Source organism: Serratia sp. X10 (assembly GCF_017811775.1).
GTDB classification, from domain to species: Bacteria; Pseudomonadota; Gammaproteobacteria; order Enterobacterales; family Enterobacteriaceae; genus Serratia; species Serratia ureilytica.
On the sequence record NZ_JAEIOH010000008.1, the window covers coordinates 147,475 to 171,961 of the forward strand.

At 56.6% G+C, this 24,487-nt stretch carries 11 protein-coding genes; 6 read left to right on the top strand and 5 right to left on the bottom strand.

The window, feature by feature from the left end:
• Positions 1-9 precede the first annotated feature (9 nt).
• From J9788_RS21620 to J9788_RS21630, 3 genes are all read right to left on the bottom strand, one after another.
• Entirely contained in the window at positions 10-5,505 is a 5,496-nt protein-coding gene (locus tag J9788_RS21620) for a type I polyketide synthase (RefSeq protein ID WP_046898666.1), read from the bottom strand.
• Positions 5,506-5,544: 39 nt separating this feature from the next.
• Complete coding sequence (locus J9788_RS21625) at positions 5,545-7,344, bottom strand: amino acid adenylation domain-containing protein (RefSeq protein WP_046898665.1); 1,800 nt, start codon at positions 7,342-7,344, stop codon at positions 5,545-5,547.
• Positions 7,345-7,406: 62 nt separating this feature from the next.
• Complete coding sequence (locus J9788_RS21630) at positions 7,407-10,481, bottom strand: AMP-binding protein (RefSeq protein WP_046898664.1); 3,075 nt, start codon at positions 10,479-10,481, stop codon at positions 7,407-7,409.
• Between the two features lie 1,096 nt (positions 10,482-11,577).
• Here J9788_RS21630 and J9788_RS21635 point away from each other — a divergent pair.
• Positions 11,578-13,071 (top strand): PLP-dependent aminotransferase family protein, encoded by a 1,494-nt coding sequence (locus J9788_RS21635; RefSeq protein WP_182265691.1) that lies wholly within the window; start codon positions 11,578-11,580, stop codon positions 13,069-13,071.
• Here J9788_RS21635 and J9788_RS21640 read toward each other — a convergent pair.
• A complete protein-coding gene (locus J9788_RS21640) occupies positions 13,068-13,982 on the bottom strand; it encodes a DMT family transporter (protein ID WP_182265735.1) in 915 nt (304 codons plus the stop codon). The genes J9788_RS21635 and J9788_RS21640 overlap by 4 nt on opposite strands.
• Positions 13,983-14,280: 298 nt before the next feature.
• On the opposite strand from J9788_RS21640, the gene J9788_RS21645 reads away from it, so the two are divergent.
• The 4 genes from J9788_RS21645 to J9788_RS21660 all read left to right on the top strand — a co-directional run bounded on the left by J9788_RS21645 (position 14,281) and on the right by J9788_RS21660 (position 21,146).
• Complete coding sequence (locus J9788_RS21645; protein WP_182265690.1) at positions 14,281-15,519, top strand: SrfA family protein; 1,239 nt, start codon at positions 14,281-14,283, stop codon at positions 15,517-15,519.
• Entirely contained in the window at positions 15,519-18,464 is a 2,946-nt protein-coding gene (locus tag J9788_RS21650; protein ID WP_182265734.1) for a virulence factor SrfB, read from the top strand. The genes J9788_RS21645 and J9788_RS21650 overlap by 1 nt, the downstream gene beginning before the upstream one ends.
• Positions 18,461-20,641: a virulence factor SrfC family protein gene (locus J9788_RS21655; RefSeq protein WP_182265689.1), complete on the top strand. Its 2,181-nt coding sequence runs from the start codon at positions 18,461-18,463 to the stop codon at positions 20,639-20,641. The genes J9788_RS21650 and J9788_RS21655 overlap by 4 nt, the downstream gene beginning before the upstream one ends.
• A 94-nt stretch (positions 20,642-20,735) precedes the next feature.
• Positions 20,736-21,146 carry a VOC family protein gene (locus tag J9788_RS21660; protein WP_046898660.1) on the top strand — a complete coding sequence of 137 codons (411 nt, stop codon included), beginning with the start codon at positions 20,736-20,738 and terminating at the stop codon, positions 21,144-21,146.
• Positions 21,147-21,412: 266 nt separating this feature from the next.
• On the opposite strand, the gene J9788_RS21665 is transcribed toward J9788_RS21660, so the two are convergent.
• On the bottom strand, positions 21,413-22,612 hold the full coding sequence (locus tag J9788_RS21665; protein ID WP_033645347.1) for an NAD(P)/FAD-dependent oxidoreductase: 1,200 nt from the start codon (positions 22,610-22,612) through the stop codon (positions 21,413-21,415).
• Positions 22,613-22,912: 300 nt separating this feature from the next.
• Here J9788_RS21665 and pitA point away from each other — a divergent pair, with 300 nt between their 5' ends.
• The gene (gene pitA, locus J9788_RS21670; RefSeq protein WP_046898659.1) at positions 22,913-24,415 is read left to right on the top strand and encodes an inorganic phosphate transporter PitA; all 1,503 of its coding nucleotides are present in this window, start codon (positions 22,913-22,915) and stop codon (positions 24,413-24,415) included.
• The last annotated feature ends 72 nt before the right edge of the window (positions 24,416-24,487 follow it).

A 24,487-nucleotide genomic window follows, 5' to 3' on the forward strand; every position in this document is an offset into this window, starting at 1 on the left:
GGAGCCGGGTTATTCGCCTTGCAGCAATACTTCCAACTCAGCAAGGATCAGTTTTGACAATCCTTTAACGGTCTGATCTTGGTAAAACAGATCGACGCGAATATCAATTTCAAAAATACCTGATACCGTCGACACAACCTGAACCGCCAACAGTGAATTACCGCCGAGTTCCGTGAAATTATCGTTCACGCCAATCCCAGAAATACCGAGGATGGACTGCCAAACTTTGACGATTTCCTTCTCGATGTCGTTTTCAGGTGCCACATATTCCACAGACAACACGGGCCGCACATGGCCATCAGCGACTTTTTCCTCTTCATTCGCCAATAAGGTTTCATTTTGAGCCGGGATAGATTCATCGATCAGTTGCCCAAGGTCACTGGTGACAATAACCAACTGTTCAAATTCCAAATGCGCCAGTTGGCGTTTCAGCGCATCGAGCCCTTCATTGAACAAAATATCCTTGTCTGCAAGATTGACTTTCACCGCCGCAGGCGCCGCCTTCTCGTCCGACTCCACCACCTGATTGACTTTGGTCATTTTAATCAGAGTGTAATTTTCCAACGTCAATAACGGCACACCGGCATGGGACAGGAAGATAATATCCATCGTAATGGCATTGTCCGTATGCTGATACGGCCCCTTCAGCTTGAGGTGTGCATAGCAATCCGTTTCCAGCGGCGAGTGGTAGGTTATTTTGCCGTAACTGATCGGCAGGAAGTTTTCCTGGGTGATATAAGTCAGGCAGCGGATCGCCGTGGCGTCGATCATCGCCGGGTGGAACGGATAGCGCGCAAAATCGTCATGGAAATCGGAACCGATGACTTTATGCATCAACCATTCGTTTTCCCCTTGCAAAATGTCTTGGTGATTGTCCCAACGCGGGCTCAGCGAAAGGAATACATCGCCAGTATTGGCGTTGCCCAGCTCGCACTCCAGCGGCTCGTATGCCAATGCTTTCGTACAGCGCTGGCGAATAGACTCAAGCGATGCTGGTTCCCCCTCTGACTCAGCCACTTTTGAGCTGACTAAACCCAACGCATGTTCCTGCCAGGTCAGATCCAACAGGCCTCTGCTTTGCAGGCTAAACTTGTAACCATGACTCTCTGCGGTGACCAGCAACTGCATGTTGCGCGGCCAGGCATGATGATAAATGATGGGTTGCGTCAACAGCAGATTCTTAACCTGCAATCTCTCTTGAGGTTTGAAATGGCTCATCCATTCGTACAGCATCGATAATATCGTCGCGCCGACCAATGACGGCTGATGCGTCAAGCGATGCTCATCAATGACCCAGTCTTTTTGCACCGCCAGGTTGACCCGATAACGCTCTTGCATTCCCTCACGGCCAATCAGCGTCAACAAATCGCCTTCTACTTCTTCAAACTGTGCAGATTTATTATTTTTTTGCTCAATCAGATGATTGCTCCAGCGCACCGCCATACCGATATCCCCCCACTTGCCCCAGTTGAGAGAAACCGTATGCCCAGAACGTTGCTGGTTACGGTAATGGGCGAAAGCGTCCATAAACGCATTGCCCGCGCAATAATCGATGCGCGCCTCATCGCCGACAATCGAAGTGATCGAAGAGAAGAGAATGAAGAAATCAGGCTGCTTATCTTTAAGCAGTTCGTCCAAAATCAAACTGCCGTTCACTTTGGGATTCAACACGCCGGCACAATCGGCGTCATTTTTAAGCGGAATAATTCCGCCGCCGGCAATCCCCGCGGTATGGAAAACGCCATCTATGCGGGTAAACCCGGCCAGCATATCGCGCATACTGGCATAATCGCAGACATCAACCTGCGCAAGATGCACGGTGTTTCCGCGTTCTTCCAGCCGTAAAACCCCCGCGATTTTCTCACTCACCGAATCGTCCACCGAATGCTGCTGCAGCCACGCTTGCCATTGATCGCGCGGCGGCAGTTCGGTGCGATAAGTCAGGATCAAAGTCGCATTGCTGACCTCTGACACATGGCCCGCAACCAACATGCCCAGACCGCCCAAACCGCCGGTAATCAGGTAGACACCCTCATCCTTCAACTCCGCAGCAATTCCCGTATCATCTTGCTTCAGATGAACAGCCTGATAATCTTCCTCCCAACGGTTGCGCCCGCGATAAGCCACCAGATTGCCATGTGTATCGATATGGCTTTCGTCAATCAATTGCTGTGCTAAATCATGGGGCGCCGCGTAGCCGAATAAATCCACATCCACAACGTGGCACCGCACTTCGGGATACTCGTGATAAAAGACGCGCGCAGGCCCAACGACCAACGCTTTTTGCGGTGAATACAGCCGTTCCTCCGTCACATTGAAAATATTGTTAGTCACAAACAAGAGGTGTAGGTTTTCCAGCAGGTTTTCACTGACCAATGCCTGCTGCAAATAAAGAGGGCTGTAAAATGCGTCGACCTGCAGCGCATAGCCATCACCGTTGCACTGCGGTGCGCCGTTATCGGCAGAAAGGTTCCACATATTAATGATGCGAGTGGGGCGCAACGCCAGGTTCTTCACACTTTTCAGCAGACGAACGTAGTCTTCGCGTTTAGAGGGATCGATAACGTAACAACCGTTCGCCGCATCCTCCTCATAGTGAGTGCCGCGCCAGACGGTCAATACGCGCTGTGCGCTTTCTGCCAGCTGCCTTTGAATATGCTCGGCGATAACCATGGCGTCCACGAACAGCAGCCAACATTCCGAGTCTGGATCGATGCGGCTACCTGCCATGAACCTGGCGGGAATGGTGCGTTTCCAGGCCGGCATGTGAAACCATTCTCCAATCTCCGCTTTTTTGCGTTTGAGAGCGCTGACGGAACTGGCGCTCTGTCCTCCTTCGGCTCCTCGCTTCAGCGCCGGCAGCTTGAATTCCTTACGTTCGAAAGGATAGCCCGGCAACGGCAACCGGCGGCGATGTTCATCACCGTAAAATTGAGCCCAGGAGATTGTTACACCGCTGGCCCACAGGCATCCCAGCGAGGTAAGTAAATATTCTCCCGTTAATTCCACATCCTTCGCGGTAGGCAGCGAAGAGTAAATCAACGCGCTTTCATCCGCCTTGAAATGCTGCTTCGCGGCCGATTCAAGAGAACGGCCTGGCCCCACTTCCAGGAAGATATAATGCTGATTTTCTTCAGACATCAACGTTTTGAATGCGTGAGAGAACAGCACTGGATTGCGCACATGTCTCACCCAATAATCACTGTCTGTGGCCAGCGCATCGGTTATCCAATCGCCACTCACCGTAGAGACGAATGGGATTTTTGGAGCGTGCAATTCAATGCCGTCAATGACCTCTTTAAAAGCAGGCAATGCCGGTTCCATCATGTATGAATGGAAGCCATGGGAGGTATCCAGATGCTTGCAAAACACATTGTTGTCTTCAAGCTGCCGTTGGAATACCTCAATCTCATCCAAATCGCCGGCGACCACGCAGAGCCCCGGATAATTCACGGCGGCAATCTCCAATTTGTCGCCCTGTAACCGCTGACGCAGCGACTCTTCATCCATCAGCACGGCAAGCATTGCGCCAGCCGGTAGCGCTTGTACCAGTTTGCCGCGTAACGCCACCGCGCGCAGCGCATCTTCAAGGGAGAACACGCCGGCAATACACGCTGCGACATATTCGCCAACGCTGTGGCCTATCATGGCATCGGGTTTAATCCCCCAGGACATCCATAATTGCGCCAGACTGTATTCGACAATAAATAACGCAGGTTGCGTAAACTGGGTTTCATTAATACGGTTTTTTCTTAATCCTTCGTCGCCTTGGAAAATTATCGACAATAAATTTACGCCCAAGATCGGGTCCAAATAGCGACAGCAGCGATCCATCACTTCGCGGAATTTCGGGTAAGTGACGTACAGCTCACGGGCCATATTGATGTATTGGTTGCCCTGGCCGGGGAACATAAACACCACGGCCTTATCGCCTTTCGTCAACGTTGAAATATTGGCAGACGGCTGGTTCAATTTCTCCAGTAACGTTTCACGATCCTGTCCTACGACGACCGTGCTGTGCGCAAACGACTGGCGGCCCACCTGTAGCGTGTAGGCAACATCGCCAAGATTGACGTCCTTGTTTTCAACCAAGAAATCATGCATACGTTGTTTCATCACTTCCAACGCAGTTCGGCTCTTCGCCGAGAATGGCAGCATAACCAGGCCATCATGGCGAGTGTTTGGCTCCGTTCGCGGCGGAGCCTCAAGAATGACACAGGCGTTCGTCCCCCCTACGCCAAACGAATTCACCAATGCACGATGCGGTTCGTCAGAACTCGCCAGTTTGCTCAATTCGGTATTCATCACAAACGGGCTGGTTTCAAATTCAATATTGGGATTTGGTGAAATATAATGCAGTGAAGCAGGAAGGTCCCCTTTCTCCAATGCCAATGACGCCTTAATTAAGCTTGCCATACCGGAAGCGGCATCCGTATGCCCGATATTCGTTTTTACCGAACCCAGCCGGCAATATTGTTTTCTGTCGGTAAATTCACTGAACGTCTGGCTGAGCGAAGTGAATTCGATAGGATCCCCCAACGCAGTCGCGGTGCCATGCGCTTCGACGAAACTGATGGTATCCGGATGAACTTGCGCGTTGTCGAACGCCTGTTTCGCCACCGAAATCTGGCCTTCGATACTTGGCGCGGTATAACCCGCCTTCATATTGCCGTCATTATTAATCGCCCCGCCTTTCAATACCGCATAGATATGGTCGCCATCACGCAATGCGTCACTCAAGCGCTTCAATATAACAACGCCGGCTCCGCGACTGAATACGGTGCCATTGGCACGAGAATCAAAAGCATAACAACGCCCATCCGCGGACTCCATTCCGCCTTGCATGTATTGGTAGCCACGGCGTTCAGGGGTATCGAGGGAAACGCCACCGGCGACTATCAGATCGCTTTCCCCATTCAACAGACTATTAATACCCATCACCACGGCGACCATCGCGGTAGAACACGCCGTTTGCACATTAACGCTGGGCCCTTTCAAATTCAGCTTGTACGACACCCTGGTGGTAACATAATCCTTATCGTTATTGGTCACCACTGAAGCACCGCTCACGTACTTTTGCACATCAGGATGCGTATTGACTTTATTCAAATGCCACGCAGTACCGGTTCCGCCAAAGACGCCGACTTTACCGGGATAGGTACTGGGTACATAACCCGCATCTTCAAATGCATGCCAACTGCATTCCAAAAATACCCGATGTTGAGGATCCATAATTTCCGCATCACGCGGCGTGATATCGAAGAAATTGGCGTCAAAATACTGCGCATTACCCAAGATGCCTCTGCGGCGAATATAGTTTGACGAGGCGATCATTTCCTCTTCAATGCCGCTGGCTCTAAGCTCCTCTTCAGTGAACGTACTGATCGTTTCTACACCATCTAGCAGATTTTTCCAGAACATTGCCTTATCTTCTGCACCCGGGAAGCGCGCAGACATTCCCACGATAGCGATATCCTTATCACGGCACGTCGTTTGATATTTCATCTTTACCTCACCATGTGTAGCACAATTAAAATTAATAAATTATTTGTTTTTTCCTAATAGCTCAGCATTTTTCTCTGCAATGCGTTGACTTAGCATCTGTACGGTTGGGTATTGGAATAAATCCATAATGGTAATGGGCGTGGGAAACTTATCTTTTATTTCCCTATGTACTTTAGACATTAATAGCGAATTACCTCCAGCGTCAAAGAAATTATCCTTCGTTGATAGCTCCTTATTTTTTAGAACCGTTCTCCATACAGAAATGATTTGCGCTTCTATATCAGAACTCATCTTGCCTTTTATATCAACCATCTCTTTCTCTCCTTTATTTTCATGCGAACGAAGGTTAGATTTATCGACTTTGCCATTTGGATGAATAGGCATCTTATCCAATGAAATAAATCTGGAAGGCAGCATAAAGAAAGGCAAAGACTTCGCCAAAGCGCTCTTTACCTCCTGAACATTAACAGGCTGTTGATGACGAGAAACATAAAATGCAGATAGCGTTGGCATTTTATTATTTTGGTTGAACTCTACAATAACGGCGGCGTGCGATATCTGGGGCAAAGCCTGCAAATGCATTTCGATTTCAGCCAGTTCAATCCGATGCCCACGAACTTTTACCTGATCATCAACCCTGCCGATAAATTCCAAGACATTGTCATCAAGGCATTTGACCAAGTCGCCGGTTCGGTACATTTTATGATTTTCGCCCGGGATAAAAGGATCTTTGACGAAACGCTCGAGTGTCAACGTTTCAGCATGCAGATACCCCTTGGCCAGAATGTCGCCGCCCAAATAAAGCTCACCGCAGTTTCCGGGGTGAACAGGTTTAAGCGCGTTGTCCAACACATAGGCGCGTGCATGGGGAATCGGCCGTCCTATGGGAACCATGCCGTCTCCCTGCTCTGGCAAGCACGGCCAGTGGCAGGCAAAAATAGTCGCTTCCGTCGGCCCATACAGATTGTGGATCTGTCCGGAGAATTGACGGCTCAAATCGTCGACCAAACTCTGCGACAGCGCTTCGCCACCGGCGAAAATATGCGTTAAAGTCCGACAATCTCCCACCACATCAGCATCAACGATAATACGTAACGCAGTGGGTACAAATTGGGCAACGGTAACCCGGTGGCGGCGAATGAAATTTGCCATTAGCAGGGGATCATATTTCATTTCCTCATCGATCAGGGCGCAGCTTGCGCCAGTCATCAAAGGCCAAAATATTTCCCAGACAGAAACATCGAAACTGAAGCTGGATTGGTTCAGTACCACATCATGCTGGCACAGACTGAATGCAGCCTGCATCCATTCCAGATACTGAACAACCGTGCGATGACTGACCATCACCCCCTTCGGCTTACCGGTTGATCCGGACGTATACATGACATAACAGAGATCGGAACCACTGACTTTCGGCAAAACCGATGCCAAGGGTAAAGTGAGGTCCAGGCACGTGATGTCCAACCATTCGCAACGCTGGGAGGCGTCTTTCAACGCCTGATCCAGAACACCGCTCGTAATGACCAGCCTCGTACCAGCATGGTCAATCATGTATGCCAAACGGTTAACAGGATAATACGGGTCCAATGGCAAATAGCAGGCGCCTGCCTTGAGTATTCCTAATAAACTGATAACCAGATCCATTCCCTTATTCAGGTAGACGCCGACGATATCGCCTGGCTTTATCCCATGACTAATTAATCGCTCCGCCAATGCATCCGTATATTGGTCCAACTTTTGATAGGTCAGTGTATTATTTTCACATCGCAACGCCACTAAATCCGGCGTGGTGTTACTCTGCCATTTAAATTTAGCATGAATAACTTCTTCAGATACCATGATCTGAACCTCTAATTTATATTGAATTGTTTGAAAAAATATCCCCTAAAAAACAGGACACATCAAAGAGTCATTCTTTCAATTATCCTGAGATATTCTTTTGACAGCCGAATCACTTCATCTTCTTTTATCGCCGCCATATGATAGTTAAAGCAAATATTTAGACATTCTCCTTCATGGATAGAAAATGTCATATCTACTTTTGCGAAATCGCTTTCTACCGCTTTGACGTCAATATCAACACCACCAGAATTGACCGGCGATGGCATCGCGCTTAAATAATTAAAACAGACCGGTGCATACAATATATCCATCCAACCCTGTGCACGAATGTCACAATTCAAAATATCATAAGGTATCGTCTGATTTTCCAATAACCCATGCACTCTTTTTCGACAACGCTCCAAAAGTAATCCGATATCCTCTTCGGGGCTGTACTTATCGTAATAAGTCACTCTATTTACGAAACAACCCAACAGCGAGGTTTCTTCATAAAGCATACGATTGGAGACAGGGATGCCAATAGGCACATGACGATAACGCGTAAAAGTATTTAGCAACACATTGAATGCCGTCAGCATACAAACAAAAACCGTGGTTTGGCGGCTTCTCGCAAAGGCTATGAGCGATTGCGTCAACGCTTTCGAGATCGTAAACCACAGATTTTTCCCCTCCGACGTATCTCTGGGGGAGAACAGGGAAGCATCTGCGCCGGTATGGACGTAATGAGCAAAAGTTTCCAGCCAAAATGCTCTTTCCTGCGGGTAACGCGTCGACTGAATGCACTGTTGTTGCCAGCAACGATAGTACCGATACCTCTTGCCTTGGCCTAGCCTAAAGCCACGATCGCCCGCGCGGTAGGCCTGAAAATAAGCAATGAATTGCTTGAAGAACAAACCGATAGAGTCATGGTCAAATACGGTGTGGTGGACCTGTAGCAAGAGAATATGCCGGCTCGCCGATAAGGACATGAACCGCATATGAATGAGCGGCATGAGTTCAAGATCCATCTCGGGTACGCCGGCGGCGGCCAACAGCCCTTCGTCGCTCAGCTCATCGAAAGTGCAGATCTCCGCCGCGCACTCCAGGCGCACGATCTTCAAGTCCGACGCGGGATATTCTCCCTCGCTGCAACTAACGTTGTCTAGATTAAAACAACTGCGCAATACTGGATTATTCTTCAAGATCTGCTGAATACTCCACTCCATGGCGGAAATATCCAGCGGCCCACCGAAGGTCAACCTAAACGCAATCTGATAAGCACCAGGCGCCGGACTGATTTGATCTAAAGTTAAAAAATAGCGCTGTTCACTAGAAATAGACGGGGGCGTAAAATCATTTCCAAGCACAACCGGGTCAGTATCATTGGCATAGTAAGGCACGATAAACGATAGCAGATGAGGCGTTGCATTATCGAAAAACAAGGTGTAATCAATATCGCTAAATAATCGGCGCTTAATTAATTGCCTTATCTGAATCACCTGCAACGAACCGCCACCCAGATCAAAGAAATTATCATCTGCGCCTAATTCACAGAAACCTAATGCCTCCTGGAATATATCAATGAGCTCTTGTTCCAACTCGTTGGCGGCGGGACGAAAAGCATAGCTCAGGGCAGGGCGTGATGGAACGGGTTGGGGTAATCGCTGGAGGTCCAGTTTTCCGTTAGGAAGTTTTGGCATGGTTTCGACAAAAATAAAGTGCGAAGGAATCATGGCTGCCGGTAACGTCAAACGCAAAAAATTCCTGATTTCGTTTGCCGAAATAGTTCCCTCAGATTCCGGAACCAGGTAAGCGATCAATCGTATGCCTCCCGTGCTTTCCTCTGTCTTCCGCACCAAGGCGTGTCTAATTCTGCAATCTTCACGTAAGGCGATTTCAATCTCTTCCGGATCGATTCGCACTCCATTTATCTTGATCTGGCGGTCGATGCGGCCCAGATAGACAATCTCGCCATGCGAATTGAATTTTCCCAAATCACCGGTTCGATGGCCACGATAGCACGCATGATCGATTTCCTGCGTAAAGAAACGTTGGTGAGTTAATGTATCGCGATTGAGGTAACCGCGCGCCACACCTTCCCCAACAATACAGATTTCCCCACACCGATCGCCGCTGACAGGTGAACAGTCATCATCAACAATCAGTATTTTACTGCCTCGCAATGCCTTGCCCAGAGTGACCGCCTTCCCTTTTTCCAAACGAGCGAAAGAGCCGTTTGCCGTCGTTTCCGTAGGACCGTAAAGGTTATACACCGTTGCGTCTGGACATTGCGCAAAGGTTCTCTCTTTTAGATCAAAGGGTACCGGCTCACCGGAAAGAAATACGGTTGTTGGTAAACGCGACGCGCCGTCGACTTGACGATCGTAGTGCAGCAACGCATCCCATACCGTCGGCACACAATAAAGCGCTCCTGAAGGATGTTGTTCGTACCAAGTCAGCAATTTTTCAGGCTCATGCAAAATATTGGCAGGTAAAATATGCAACGTATCGCCACGCAGCAAAGGGGCATAAAGTTGCGTAACCGCAGCTGCAAAACTCAAGGTTGAAGTCAGCGGTAATACTGCCTGAGCTTCAGGCCAAAGTGCTTGGTTGAACCAATCCAGGTAATAACTCAAATTCCCGTGCTCAATGACAACCCCTTTTGGTAACCCGGTAGAGCCCGAGGTATACAGCACATAAGCGATATCCGTTTTCTGTACCACGGGCAGGCTTATCGTAGCCGGCATATCTGCATAGACGATATCCTCTAACGCCAGCGTAGAAGGGAAATTTTTTTCTATCCCCGTTTTACGCATGATGGAAACCGTGGTCAGCAACAAAAAGGCTGCAGCATCATCGAGAATTTTTAATACTCTCTCGTTAGGCAAAAAATCTGATAAGGGAATGTAGGTGTAGCCCGCCTTGAGAATTGCCAACAATACCACAGGCATCATTAGACCTGGCTCCAGATAGACGGCAATTCTTCCTCGTGGATGCATCGGATATTTTGATAATAAATAGCGCGCTAGTAGATTAGACTGGTATTCAAGCTGGGCATAACTCAATGTGTGCTCGCCAAAAACGACTGCACGCTTAGCCGGTCGTTGGGTTGACCACGTCGAAATGGTTTCAAAAATAGGCTTTCTGTCATTCATAACAACTCCTTCCATATTTTCCGCCTAAACTTCAACAGTAAAAATCCAAAGAAACTCAGGCTCAAATCCCGGTATGTTTTTTGATCAAAAAAAGCCCGAAGATTGGCCATCAGATTCTTAATAAAGCTGGCGTTTTTCTTTGCAATCAAAAGACCGTCATTACGACAACTGACATATGCAGAGGAAAGCATGATCGCGCACTCTTGCCACGATTCATCTGAAATTTAAAATAATCTAGCCTATTTAATATCTCTAAATAGTTATAATTATGGATAAACCAAACTGAATGATTACGTCAAGTAATTAGTTATGGATAATAATGCCATGAGAATGATACTCAAAGACCAAAATGATTCAATTTGTAAACTATAAAGATTTGCGCATGATTACAATGGTCATAATTTAACCAAAATAATTGCAACAAGTTGATTTTAAAAAATATAAAAAAACAATCAAATAGGAAAATATTTGTTACATATGATATTTACTTTTGATTTTCTTGGCATTTGACAGAAGATAAAATTAAACGAACCTAAACAAATTGCGGTGTGAAACTCACTTTTAGAATAGGACTATAAATATGAAACCGTGATGCAATCGACATTTTATCAAATCATTTAAAAAATTATTTTTGTAATTATGAACATTTCAATATCTGGGTGTCGAGATAAAATCTTCGCATATATTCTCACCGTTAATGCATAACCATGTTACTGACGGGGGATAATTCAACGTTTCCCTTTGTATTACCCCTTTCCTTGTCGCTACATGATCAATCCTGCTTCAATGCTCACTTCACAGGACGCGACAGCGTTTGCGCTCAAAACCACCCACACGGATAGCCATGCCCCTATGGCCGCTAATGCTTACTTATTCCCGCAGGAGATTCCCGTTATTTACCCCGCATATTACGAATAAATACCCAAAATCTGGCGACCAGTTTTAAAACAGTTTCGAACGTTTCGTTACGCTCATTCAGGTGTAGCCAACGCTGAACTTAACAACAGCAAATAAATGATAAAAGATATCCGCTATTAACGCCGAAAATGGTCTACTCTGAGCGTTAATTTTCCCTATAGATTGCGAGCCGGAATGCATGCCCAGAACAGCCCAAGTCGTTGACGTTCCCGCCCTGGGCGAGCTCGATCGCCAGGCGGGGCAGCTAAGCCACCAGCTGGCGCAGGCCCTGCGCCGGGCTATCCACAAAGGCGATCTGAAAGCGGGCGATCTGCTGCCTTCGACACGCCGGCTGTCGGCGGCGCTGAATCTGGCGCGCGGCACGGTATTGGAGGCGTTCGCCCAGCTGACGGCGGAAGGCTTTCTCGAACCGCAGCCCGGTTCCGGCACCCGGGTTGCCCACTATCAGGCGCCGCGCCGCACGCCACGCGCCACGGTACAGGCGAGTTCGGCGGTAGCGGTTCCGCTTTCTTCACAGGCGCAGCATCTGGCGCGCTTCGCCGCCCAGGTGCGGGCGCTGCCGCCGGTGCCGTTCACCGTCTCGGTGCCGATCGGCGATACCGCGCCCGACGATGTCTGGCGGCGGCTCGGCAACCGCATCCGGGCGCGCGACCCCGGCGCCCCGTCGGGCTACGGCGATCCGCTGGGCGCGTTGCCGCTGCGCGAAGCCATCTGCGACTATGTGCGCCGTTCCCGCTCGGTAAATTGCACGCCGCAGCAAATCCTCATCACCGCCGGCACCCAGCAAGGACTGTATCTGGCCGCGCAGATCCTGCTGGACGCCGGCGACAGCGCCTGGGTCGAGGACCCCGCCTACGCCGGCATCACCGCCCTTTTTAACAGCCTGTTTCGCGATCGGCACATGATCAGGGTGCCCGTCGCTAACGACGGCATCGACGTTGCCGCCGGCGTGCGTCTGGCCGCCGACGCCCGCGCCGCCTTTGTCACGCCGTCGCATCAATACCCGCTGGGCATGCCGATGAGCATGGCGAAAAGAAGCGCCCTGCTGGCCTGGGCCAAAGAGCGGCAGGCCTGGATCGTGGAAGACGATTACGACAGCGAGATGCGCTACGCCGGCCACCCGTTCCCCTCGCTGCAAGGGTTGGCGCCCGAGCGGACGCTTTATCTCGGCACCTTCAGCAAGGTGCTGTTCCCTTCGCTGCGGCTGGGTTACGCCATCGTGCCGCCGCCGCTGGTCGACGCCTTTTGCGGCGCCCGGATCCTGATGGATCGTCACCCGCCCAGCGCGGATCAACACGTACTGGCCGCCTTTATCGCCGAAGGGTATCTCGATCGGCATATCCGCAAAATGCGCGGCGTCTACGCCGAGAAACGCCGGGTGCTGATCGAGGCGATCAACACGCATATCCCCGCCGATTTGGCGGTAGTGCAGCCCTGCGATCAGGGCATGCACATGGTGCTGTGGCTGAGGAAAGATCTCGATGACGTGCGGGTCGCCCAGTGCGCCAACGAAGCCGGGTTGGCGCTGCGGGCGGTGTCGCCGATGTATGCGCTCGGCCACGGTGAGCCGGGTCTGGTGCTGGGATTGGGCGGTTACCATGAACGCCAGGTACAGCAGGCGGTGAAACGGCTCGGCGAAGTGATCCTGGCCTGCGCCGGCAGCGGCGCCTAGCGGGAAAAACGCTTGGCGCCGAACACGCAAACCACCACGCCGGCCATCACGGCGATCATCATCGGCTGGACGGTTTCCTGCAGCAGCCAGGCCGCCAGCATCAGGCCGAAGAACGGCTGCAGCAGCTGCAGCTGCCCGACGGCGGCGATGCCGCCCTGCGCCAGGCCGCGATACCAGAAGATAAACCCAATCCACATGCTGAACACCGAGACGTACACCAGCGACAGCCAGGCGGCACCGCTGACGGCAGGCCAAGTGGCCGGCGCCGCCCACCACGCCGCCACCAGCGTCAACGGCAAGGCGACCACCAGCGCCCAGGAGATCACCTGCCAGCCACCGATCCGGCGCGACAGCACCGCCCCTTCGGCATAACCCAGACCGCACAGCAGCACCGCGCCGACCATCAGCGCATCTCCCTGCCAGGCGCCGCCGCTCCCTTGGCTCAGCGCGAACGCCCCCACCAGCGCAGCGCCGATGCCCGAAAAAGCCCAAAAAGCGGGCTTGGGCCGCTCTCCGCCGCACAAGACGCCAAAACCGGCGGTCGCCAGCGGCAGCAGGCCGATATACACCAGCGAATGCGCCGAGGTGGTGTGCTGCAGCGCCAGCGCCGTCAGCAGCGGGAAGCCGATGACCACGCCGAGCGCCACAAACAGCAGCGGCGGCAAATCGGCCCGCGTCGGCCGCGCCTGGCGAGTGATCCACAGCGCGCACAGGGCCAGCAAAGCGGCGATCGCCGCCCTGATCGCCGTCAGAAACAGCGGATCGAGCTCCAGCACCGCCACCCGGGTGGCGGGCAACGAGCCGCTGAAGATAATCATGCCGAGGAAACCGTTCATCCAGCCCTGAGCCGAATGCCCGACGGCGGAATGAGCAGGGGTAACAACAAGCGTTTTTTCAGACTGACTGTCCATCATGCGAATGCTCCGCACGCCTGAGGCATACCGAAATCGGCAACCCGCGAGGCGAGGTCATAGTGAAAGAGAACATCGTTCCCCCGGCGTCGCTTGCCGGGGCTGCGTTCTATTTTTCAGATAAAGCGGTTCACAAACAGGTCCAGATAGCGAGATTTTCACTGTGCCGGTTGCCAAAGTGCGCCGCTAACGCCAAAGAAGGGCGTTTTTCGGGCTGTCCTTGGCCGTTTGGCGGCGCTGCCTGCAGGGTATCATGGACTTTTATGCGTTTTTGCAGAACAGGACAAGGTGCGGCGCCGTGGTGAAACCCTTCTTACGCAGTGGCAGTTTGGATGATGTGCTGGCTTTAGGCGAAAACGGGCAACCGATCTACGCCTGCGCGCAGCAGCTGCGGGAAACCCTGCGTCTTCGCCGACAGCAGCAGGCCGCCGACTGTCTGGCGATCCCCCAGCCGAACGAAAGCGGCACGCGCATCGACTGGTATGCGCCCTTTCCGGGCAAGGTGACCTCCTGGCTGGCGGCAAGCGATGCCCAGCGCGCGCAGGCGGTGCGCCACCTGGAACACTGTCTGGCGACCTTCCGCAGCCTGACCGAACAGACCCAGGCGACCGATCACCCCAGCCACCGCCTGTTCGGCGCGCTGCTGGCCAAAGCGATGCACATTCCCGATCCCAACCACGTCTACCTGGTGGACGATCGGCCGGTGCTGACCTTTTGGGGCTTTATCAAACCGCAGGCGCAGAGCCCGGACGATCCGTTAGCCTGCCTGCGCCCGCTCGAATCGGAAGTGGAAAAACCGGCGCCGATCGCCGCCGCTCCGCGCAAACCGGCCGTTGTCGAACCGGTAAAACCAGCCCCGGCCGCCGAGCCTGAACCGGTGCCCGCCCCGACGGCGCCCGCCGAATCCCCCGCCGTTGTTCGCCCGCGTCGACGCCACGCGCTGTGGCTGTTGCCGGTACTGCTGCTAGGCAGCGCGGCGCTGGCCGCCTGGCTGCACCGCTCACCGCCGCCGCAACCGGCGATGCCGGCTGAGGTGCGCCATCCGGCACCGCCGGAAAAAACCGCCGCGCCGTTGCCTGAGCTGCGCTTGCCGCTGGCGCACGCCACGCTGATGCCGCCGCCCCCGGCGCCGGTCATCCCGCAGCCGGCGGACAAAAATGCGCTGGTGCTGCCGCCCGAGGCGGTGAAGGCCGGCTCCACCCGTTTCCTTAACGGCAAATGGCGCGCCACGGTGGCGCTGAAAGATCCGATCACCGGCAAGCGCCCCAGCCTGCAATACCGCCTGAACGCAGGCAAAGGCAGCGCCGTCATCGCCTACGGCGATGGCGTCAGCTGCCGGGTGGCGGTCGAGGCCGGGCTGATGCAGTCCGGCAATCTGGTGATCAACAGCCGCACCAAGGCGCGCTGCAGCGACGGCAGCCGCTACCAGATCCCGGAAATCGTCTGCCGCCAGGGCGAGACCGGGGCCGCGGAATGCACCGGCCGCTACGATGCGGACACCACCTATCCCATGACGTTCAAGCGCGAGAGTAAATGATGCTGGCACCCCTTACGGACTACAAACACGGCATTACGCTGATTCAGGACAGCGGCATTCAGTTTATGGACTTTGCCCTGACGCCGCGGCTGGACGCCGAGTTTCCCGGCAAATTCGTGCGCAAGACCGCCAGCGGCCCGCTGCTGCGCCTGCAATGGGAGGCCGAGAGCGGCAAATATCAGCTGCCGGCCGAGGGTGGGCAAGCCGCCGAAGTGGTGCGGCCGGAGTTCAGCTACCCGCTGCAGCAGTCGCTGCGCCTGCTGGATAAGCTCTGGCTGCCGTTGCCGTTCTTGCGCTATACCGCCTCGGGGACATTTTTGTCGGGCCCGGATAACTGGGCTCGCCTGCAGGTGGTGCAGCTGGATGAACCGGATCAGGACGGCAACCTGCTGCGGGTGGTGCTGGCCTTCGATACCCGCGCCGCCGCGCCCGGCCAGGAAGCGCTGGCGCCGGGCGAGAGCGATCTCGGCGCCGATCTGAGCTTCGCGCTGGCGCACCGCAACCACGAGCTGGGCGAGTTCCTCGATCTGACCTGGGTGGACGGCTGGCTGCGCGAGGCGTTCAGCCAGCGCGCCGCCGAGCGGGAACAGCGCACCGAGGCGGAGATCAACGCCGGGCTGAAAACCTTCGAGTATCAGGCGCACTACCTCAACCTGTTGCACATGCTCGGCCATCAGCTGACGGTGCCGCAGATAAAAATGGCGGCGGCGACGCTGCAACAGCCGGCGATCGACGTCGATCTGGTGCTGGACGTCGGCAATTCTCACACCTGCGGCGTGCTGGTCGAAGACCATCCGGAAGAGAGCAACGGCCTGAAGCAAACCTATGAGCTGCAGCTGCGCTCGCTGTCCGAACCGCATCACGTCTACAACGAACTGTTCGAGAGCCGGGTGGAGTTTTCTCGGGCCGCGTTCGGCAAGCCGCATCTGTCCTTCCAGAGCGGACGCGACGATGCCTTCCAGTGGCCGTCCATCACCCGCGTCGGCCGTGAAGCCGCGCAATTGGCGCAGCGACGCGAAGGGCATGAAGGCACCACCGGCATCTCCAGCCCGCGCCGCTATCTGTGGGACGAAGAGCGCTATGCGCCCGGCTGGCGCTTCAACGAGCGGCACGAGCCGATGGCCGCCGCCGCGCCGTTGACCACCTTGATCAACGACGAGGGCGTGCCGCTGTCCACCCTGCCGACGGCCGAACGGCTACCGGTGTTCGCCGCCCATTACAGCCGCAGCGCGGTGATGAGCCTGATGCTGAGCGAGCTGTTGGCGCAGGCGCTGATGCAGATCAACAGCATCACCCAGCGCAGCCGCATGCCGAACGCCGCCGCCCCGCGCCGTTTACGCGCCATCATCCTGACGCTGCCGTCGGCCATGCCGAAGCCGGAGCGGGAGATCTTCCGCCGCCGCATGCGGGAAGCGATCGGGCTGGTGTGGAAAGCCCTCGGCTGGCACCCGCAGGATGCGCCGTTCGACGGCGCGCACACTCGCTTCCCGGCGCCGCAGGTGCAGATCGAGTGGGACGAAGCCACCTGCGGCCAGATGGTCTATCTGTACAACGAAACCCAGGTGAACTTCGCCGGCCGCACCGACGCCTTCTTCGCCGCCATGGCTCGGCCCGATCGGCCGCTGGCGCCGGGTGAACAGCCCGGCAAGACGCTGCGCATCGCCTCCATCGACATCGGCGGCGGCACCACGGATCTGGCGATCACGCACTACTCGCTCGATGACGGCGTAGGCAACAACATCAAAATCAACCCGCGCCTGCTGTTCCGCGAGGGCTTTAAAGTCGCCGGCGACGACATCCTGCTGGACATCATCCAGCAGTTTGTCCTGCCCGCCGTGCAACAGGCGTTCGAGGCCGCCGGCGTGAGCGCCGCCGCGGCGCTGATGGACAAACTGTTCGGCAACGAAGGGCGCATGGACGGGCTTTCCACCCTGCGTCAGCAGGCCGCGCTGCAGATCTTCATGCCCGCCGGACGCGCGCTGCTCGCCGCCTATGAGCAGTACGATCCGCTGGACAGCCGCGCGGAAATCGCCGCCGGCCTCGGCGATCTGCTGCCGCAGCGGCCGACGCCGCAGGTGCTGGCGTTTATCAACGGCGAAGTACAGCGCGAAGCCGACAGCGACACCTTCGATATCCTGCACACCCCGCTGGTGATCCGTCTGGCCGACCTGCACGCCGCCTTCTTGTCCGATCGCATCGGCATCGGCCGCTGCCTGCGCCTGCTGGCCGAGGTGGTGGCGCTGTATACCTGCGACGTGTTGCTGCTGACCGGCCGCCCGGCGCGCTTCCCCGGCGTGCAGGCGCTGCTGCGCCACCTGCAGCCGCTGCCCGCCAGCCGCATTCTGCCGCTCGAGGGGTATCACACCCGCAGCTGGTACCCGTTCAACAAACGCGGCCGCATCGACAACCCGAAATCCACCGCCGCCGTGGGCGCCATGCTGTGCCTGTTGGCGATCGATCTGCGGCTGGAGAGCTTTTACTTCAACGTCGGGGATTTCCAGCCCTACTCCACCATTCGCTATCTGGGCATGCTGGACGGCAACAACATGCTGGCGGACGATAACGTCTATTACCGCGACATCGATCTGGATCGCGCCGATTTCGCGCTCGATCCCGCCGGCAGCTTCCAGCTGCGCGGCCCGCTGCGTCTGGGCTTCCGCCAGCTGGACAACGAACGCTGGCCGGCCTCGCCGCTCTATACGCTCACCATCAATGACGCCCAGCTGGCGCGCAAGCTGGCCGGCGACGCGGTGATCAGCCTGCGTCTGGCCATCACCGCCAGCGCCGAGCAGGGCGCCGAGAGCGTCAAGATCGCCCAGGCGCTGCTGGCCGACGGCAGCCCCGTCCCGGCGCACCACCTGCAACTGAAACTCAATACCCTGGCTGCCAGCGCCTCCGGTGCGACCCACTACTGGATAGACAGCGGGAGCATTTACCCACGATGAACACGCAAACCCTCGCCCCAGCGGCTCCGAATAACGCGCTTAGCGCCGGCATTTTGCAGGCGATCGACTGGGTGGACGCCGCACGCCGTCACTCCGCCCGCCTGGAACGGGAAGCCGATCGGCTGATACAGCGTTTACGGCGTTGCCATAACCGCGCCGCCCTGTTGGAAAACACACGGCCTGCGCAGGTCGCCATCGGTTTATATGGCCACAACGCCGCCGCCAAAGCCTATCTGTTGGCGGCGCTGGCGCCCGGCGCTAAACGCTTCGACGCGGACCTTTCGCTCGCGGTGCGCTACTGCACGGCGGCCGAGACGGGGCCCGCCGATTATCCGATCGCCCTCGCCTTACTCGATGAAGCGCAGTTGTTGGCCATGACGATTGACGCCGCCGCGATGAGCGGCTTCCGCCCGGACTGGGACGCCCGCGCCATCGCCGACCACCTGCAAGCGCTGACGCGCCACCGGCAGGCGGTCGCCATCGATGGCCTCGACGGCAATGCCGTACTGGCGCTGTGGGACAGCCTGCGCCGCCACGGCGACAAGGAGCAATCCACGCTCGACAGGCACTTCTGGCCGCAGGCGGTGACGCTGGCGCCGCAGTTGAGCATTGATGACCGCGCGCGCCTGTTTGCGCCGCTGTGGGGAGAGGAAGCGACGCTGACGGCGCGTTACCGCCAGTTGGCGCACGCGTTGCAGGCGCTCGACGGCAGCAGACGGGTTCATGCCCCGCACCGCGCGTTGGCGCTGCTAACCGCAAGCGCCGCACCGGAAAACGCCACGATCGCCGTCATGACCGAAAACGGCGATGAACGGGATATCGCACTGAGCGATCTGGCCTGGCTGACCGCAGAAGTGACCACCCTGCTGCCGCAGACGGCGCAGGCAGGCTTGCCCGCCGACGTGGCGCTGATCGACCTGCCCGGCAGCCGCATCTGTCCGCAGGCGGAGCCGGCGCAGCGTCTGCAGCAGGCGAAGCGCGCCCATTTACTGGCCCGTTGCGCCGACGGCCTGCACGCCAGCCTGCTGCTGGTGACCGATGCCGCCGCCACGCCGCAGGACGCCGCGCGCGTCGGCCAGGCGCTCGCCGATTGGGTCAACCACACCCAGGGGGAAACCCCGACGCTGCGCCAGCGCCGCAAGCCCGGTTTAATCTGGGCGATCACACCGTTCGACCTGCGTCAGGAAGGCAAAGCGCGGCCCGACGACGCCGTCCAGCGTCAGGTCGGCGAGCCCGGCGACAGCTGGGCCACGCTGCTGGCGCTGGATGAACAGGACTGCCGCCGGATGGTGAACTACCTGGCTGCACAGGCGCGCCCGGCCCACAAACAAGCGCGCTTGATCGAACAGCGTGAAGAGTTGCAGCGCGAACTGACGGAAAGCCTGCTCGGCAACTGGCTCTCCGCCGCCGATCCGCACGCGGCGCAGCAACACGCCCAGCAACTGTTGCGCGCACTGCAGGCGCAGGCCGGCCGCCACGGCGAACTGCTGGAACGGTTGCTGCCCCAGCGCGATACGCTGCGCCAGCTTTATCAGCAACAGCAGCATACGACGCCGTCCCAGACGACGCCGCCTTCGCCGTTTGGGCTGGATATCGATCTGTTCGGTGCGCAAGACCCTGCGGCGCCCGGCGAGCAGCCCGCATCGCCTTTCGCCGCGCGGATCTTCGCCGACTGGGTCAACCATCTGCGCGCGCTGCCTGACAGCCGCCGATTGCTGGATCTGCTCGGCGTCGACAGGCCGCACCTCGAACTGCTGGTCGATGCCCTGATCGGCGCCGCCTGCCGCCTGCGGCTCGACGACGAACTGGAGCGCGCGCTGTGCGCCGGGGGCTTGCCGGAACAGGGTGAAGATCGGCAGATCAGCCAGGCGCTGGCGCTACTGGGCGACTTCGTCGCCTGGCTCGGCTTCCAGCGGCGCGACGCGGCCACGCGCCCCGAGAGCCGCGTCAATCCCGGCCAGCCGATCTTTACCCCGCCGCCGCAGCCGGCGGTGGACTGGAGCGGCCAGCAGCGGCTAACCCGGCTGGCGCCGACGCCGACCAAAAATACCGCGTTTTATATCTATGACTGGCTGATCGGCCTGCAAACCCTGCTGGCGGAGAATGCCGCGATGGACAGCGCACTTGGTGAGGTGCAGCGTGCTGAGCTGGAGGGGATCGTGGCCGCGTTGCGATAAGCGGCGGCGCTGACGGCAATAGGGGGTGAAAACAGGATAAATCGGGCGCGACCGCTTATGCTAAAGAGTCACGTACCGCTCTTGGGAGAGAACCATGCCCCCTTTCAGCCTGAAGAATATCGATCATGTGGTGCTGCGCGTGCGCGATATGCAGAACAGCCTGCGTTTTTATACCCAGGTTATCGGTTGTGATATCGCCAAACAGCGGCCGGATTTGGGGCTGGTGCACCTGCGCGCCGGCGCCTCCATGATCGATCTGGTGGACGTCAACGGCATGCTCGGAAGAAAAGGCGGCATGCCGCCCGATGCCAGACAGCAGAACGTCGATCACTTTTGCCTGCGCATCGATCCGTTCAACGAAGACGCGTTGTTGACCTACCTGCGATCGCAGGGGATCGACGCTGATCCCGCCGAATCGCGCTACGGCGCGGAAGGCGACGGGCCGTCCATCTATTTCAGCGATCCGGACGGCAATCGCGTGGAATTGAAAGGGCCGGCAGGTTGAGAGAGAAAATGGAGCCTAATCACGATCGCCTCGGTGATTTTTGTCCTGCTATGCGCTGTCTTGCCGAACATCATTCTCTCTCGGCTGCTGCTGACACCGGACATGGCGTTGGAAATGGTTCACAAGTCTAATGAATGGGGTCTCGGCGATCCGCCAGCGCTTTCGACCGTCTACCTGCTAATGCTTTATGCAGCAGCAGCGGCGGTCGCTGGGTTGTGTCTGCGTTGTGTTCCAAAAAAATCGGCCTAACCCGTCACTGCTGAACGTTACCGCCCCTGCGCCGCCAGCGCCTGGGCGCAGGCCCAGGCCGAGCTCCAGGCCCACTGGAAGTTGTAACCGCCCAGCCACCCGGTCACGTCCACCACTTCACCGATAAAATAGAGCCCCGGCGCCTTGTGGGCCTCCATCGTCTTGGAGGAAAGTTCGTTGGTGTCGACGCCGCCGAGCGTCACCTCCGCCGTGCGATAACCTTCGGTGCCATTCGGCTGCACGCGCCAGTTCTGCAACAGATCCACCAGCGCCGCCTGCTGCGGCGCATTCAGCTGCTTCAGCGTCGCCTCCGGCAGTTGTCCCAGGGTCTGCAAGCATTCTACCAGCCGCTTCGGCAAGTGCAGCGCCAGGGTGTTTTTCAGGCTTTGGTTCGGGTGCTGCAGGCGCTGTTCATCAAGGAAGCCCGCCAGATCCAGCTCAGGAAGTAAGTTAATACTCACATACTCACCCGGTTGCCAGTAGCTGGACAGCTGCAATACCGCCGGGCCGGACAGGCCGCGATGGGTGAACAGGATGCTTTCACGGAAGCTGACGCCGTTCTCGGCGGTGATCACCGCCGGCACCGACACGCCGGACAGCGTTTGCACATGCTCCAGCAGCGGCTTATGCAGGGTAAACGGCACCAGCCCGGCGCGCGTCGGCAGCACCCTGAGGCCGAACTGCTCCGCCAGCTTGTAACCGAACGGCGAGGCGCCCAGCCCCGGCATGGATAATCCGCCGCTGGCCACCACAAGTGAGCGAGCACTTACTTTTTCGCCATTGAGCGCCAGCGCGTAGCCGTTCTCGGTTTTCTCCACGCCCAGCACTTCGCTGCGCAGGCGCATCGTCACCTGGCCCAGCTCGCACTCTTTGACCAGCAGATCCACCACCTGCTGCGCCGAATCGTCGCAGAACAGCTGCCCCAGCGTTTTTTCATGGTAGGCGATGCCGTAACGGTTGATCAGATCGATAAAGTCCCACTGGGTATAGCGCGCCAGCGCCGACTTGCAAAAATGCGGGTTGTTCGACAGATAGGCCGCCGGTTCGGCGTACATGTTGGTGAAGTTGCAGCGCCCGCCGCCGGACATCAGGATCTTGCGGCCCGGTTTTTTGCCGTTGTCGAGCAGCAACACGCGGCAACCGAGTTGCCCCGCCTGCGCGGCGCAAAACATGCCGGCGGCGCCCGCCCCAATCACTACGACATCAAACTGTTCCACCTGAGCCTCACTTATCAAAACCACAATCGCGACAAAAGAGCGCCATATTACGCCGTTTCGCCGCCGGTCACCGCCAAATTCACGGCGGCAGATTGTAAAGCCCCCGCGCCGCCAACGCCATAGTAAGAAAATATTACAGAGGTCAGAGCAGATTAACGCGTTGATATTCCATATTTTTGTTATAGACACGCCACCATTTCGTCATGTCCAAATCAAAAAAACGTCATATTTTCCTTTTCCCCGGCACCGGTTGTCACTGATAATGCGCGGCGTTCATGTCCACAAACTGGCGTAACGCTTATGCTGCATTTGTTCGCTGGCCTGGATTTCCATACCGGCCTGATGTTAATTCTCGCATTGTTGTTCGTGTTGTTTTATGAAGCCATCAACGGTTTTCATGATACGGCCAATGCGGTCGCTACAGTTATTTATACCCGCGCCATGCGCTCGCAACTTGCGGTCGTGATGGCAGGTTTGTTCAACTTTCTTGGCGTAATGCTCGGCGGTTTGAGTGTTGCTTACGCCATCGTCCACTTGTTGCCTACCGATCTGTTGTTGAACGTCAGTTCAGCACACGGATTAGCCATGGTCTTCTCCATGCTGTTGGCGGCAATCATCTGGAACCTCGGCACCTGGTATTTCGGTCTGCCGGCGTCCAGTTCCCATACGCTGATAGGCGCAATCATCGGTGTCGGTTTAACCAACGCCCTGATGACCCACACTTCGGTCGTGGATGCGCTTAACGTCCCGAAAATGATTGGCATTTTCCTTTCTCTGCTGTTCTCGCCGCTGGTCGGCATGATGGTGGCGGGAGTGATGGTGTTCGCCTTGCGCCGCTATTGGAGTGGCACCAAGAAACGCCAGCGTATCCACATGACCCCAGCGGAACGTGAAAAGGTCGACGGCAAACGCAAGCCGCCGTTCTGGACCCGTATCGCGCTGATCCTGTCGGCGATTGGCGTCAGCTTCTCGCACGGCGCCAACGACGGTCAGAAAGGCATCGGCCTTATCATGCTGGTGCTGATCGGCGTTGCCCCGGCCGGCTTCGTGGTCAATATGAATGCAACCGGTTATGACATCACCCGTACGCGTGACGCCGTGACCCACCTGCAGCAATATTACCAGCAGCACGGCGACGCGCTGTCGCATGCGGTGTCGTTGACGCCGCTGGTGCCAAGCCCGGATGACGACGCCGCGCCTGGCAAACCGGCCGAGTTCCACTGCGACAGTTCGCGCGCCATGCCGGCGATCGAGCTGGCTCAGGGCATGCTGACCGACCTGCAAAGCTACGATCAGTTGACGGTTGAGCAGCGCAGCCATTTGCGCCGCCTGCTGATGTGCGTGACCGACACGGCGGATAAAGTCGCCAAGCTGCCGGAAACCTCATCCGCCGATCAGCGCTTCCTGAAGAACCTGCGTCAGGATCTGCTGCAGACCGTCGAGTACGCGCCGATGTGGATCATCGTCGCCGTCGCGCTGGCGCTGTCGCTCGGCACCATGGTGGGCTGGAAACGCGTAGCCACCACCATCGGCGAGAAGATCGGCAAGAAAGGCATGACCTACGCCCAGGGCGTATCGGCCCAGATGACCGCGGCGCTGTCGATCGGCGTGGCGAGTTATACCGGCATGCCGGTCTCCACCACCCACGTTCTCTCTTCGGCGGTTGCCGGGACGATGATCGTGGACGGCGGCGGCGTGCAGAGCAAAACCGTGAAGAACATCCTGTTGGCCTGGGTGCTCACCCTGCCAATCTCGATTCTGCTTTCCGGTGCGCTGTATTGGGTCGCGTTGAAGCTGATCTAAGCGATAAGCATCATGAGGAAGGCGGCCGCATGGCCGCCTTTTTTTTGCCTGCATCAAGGGAAACAGAAAGGC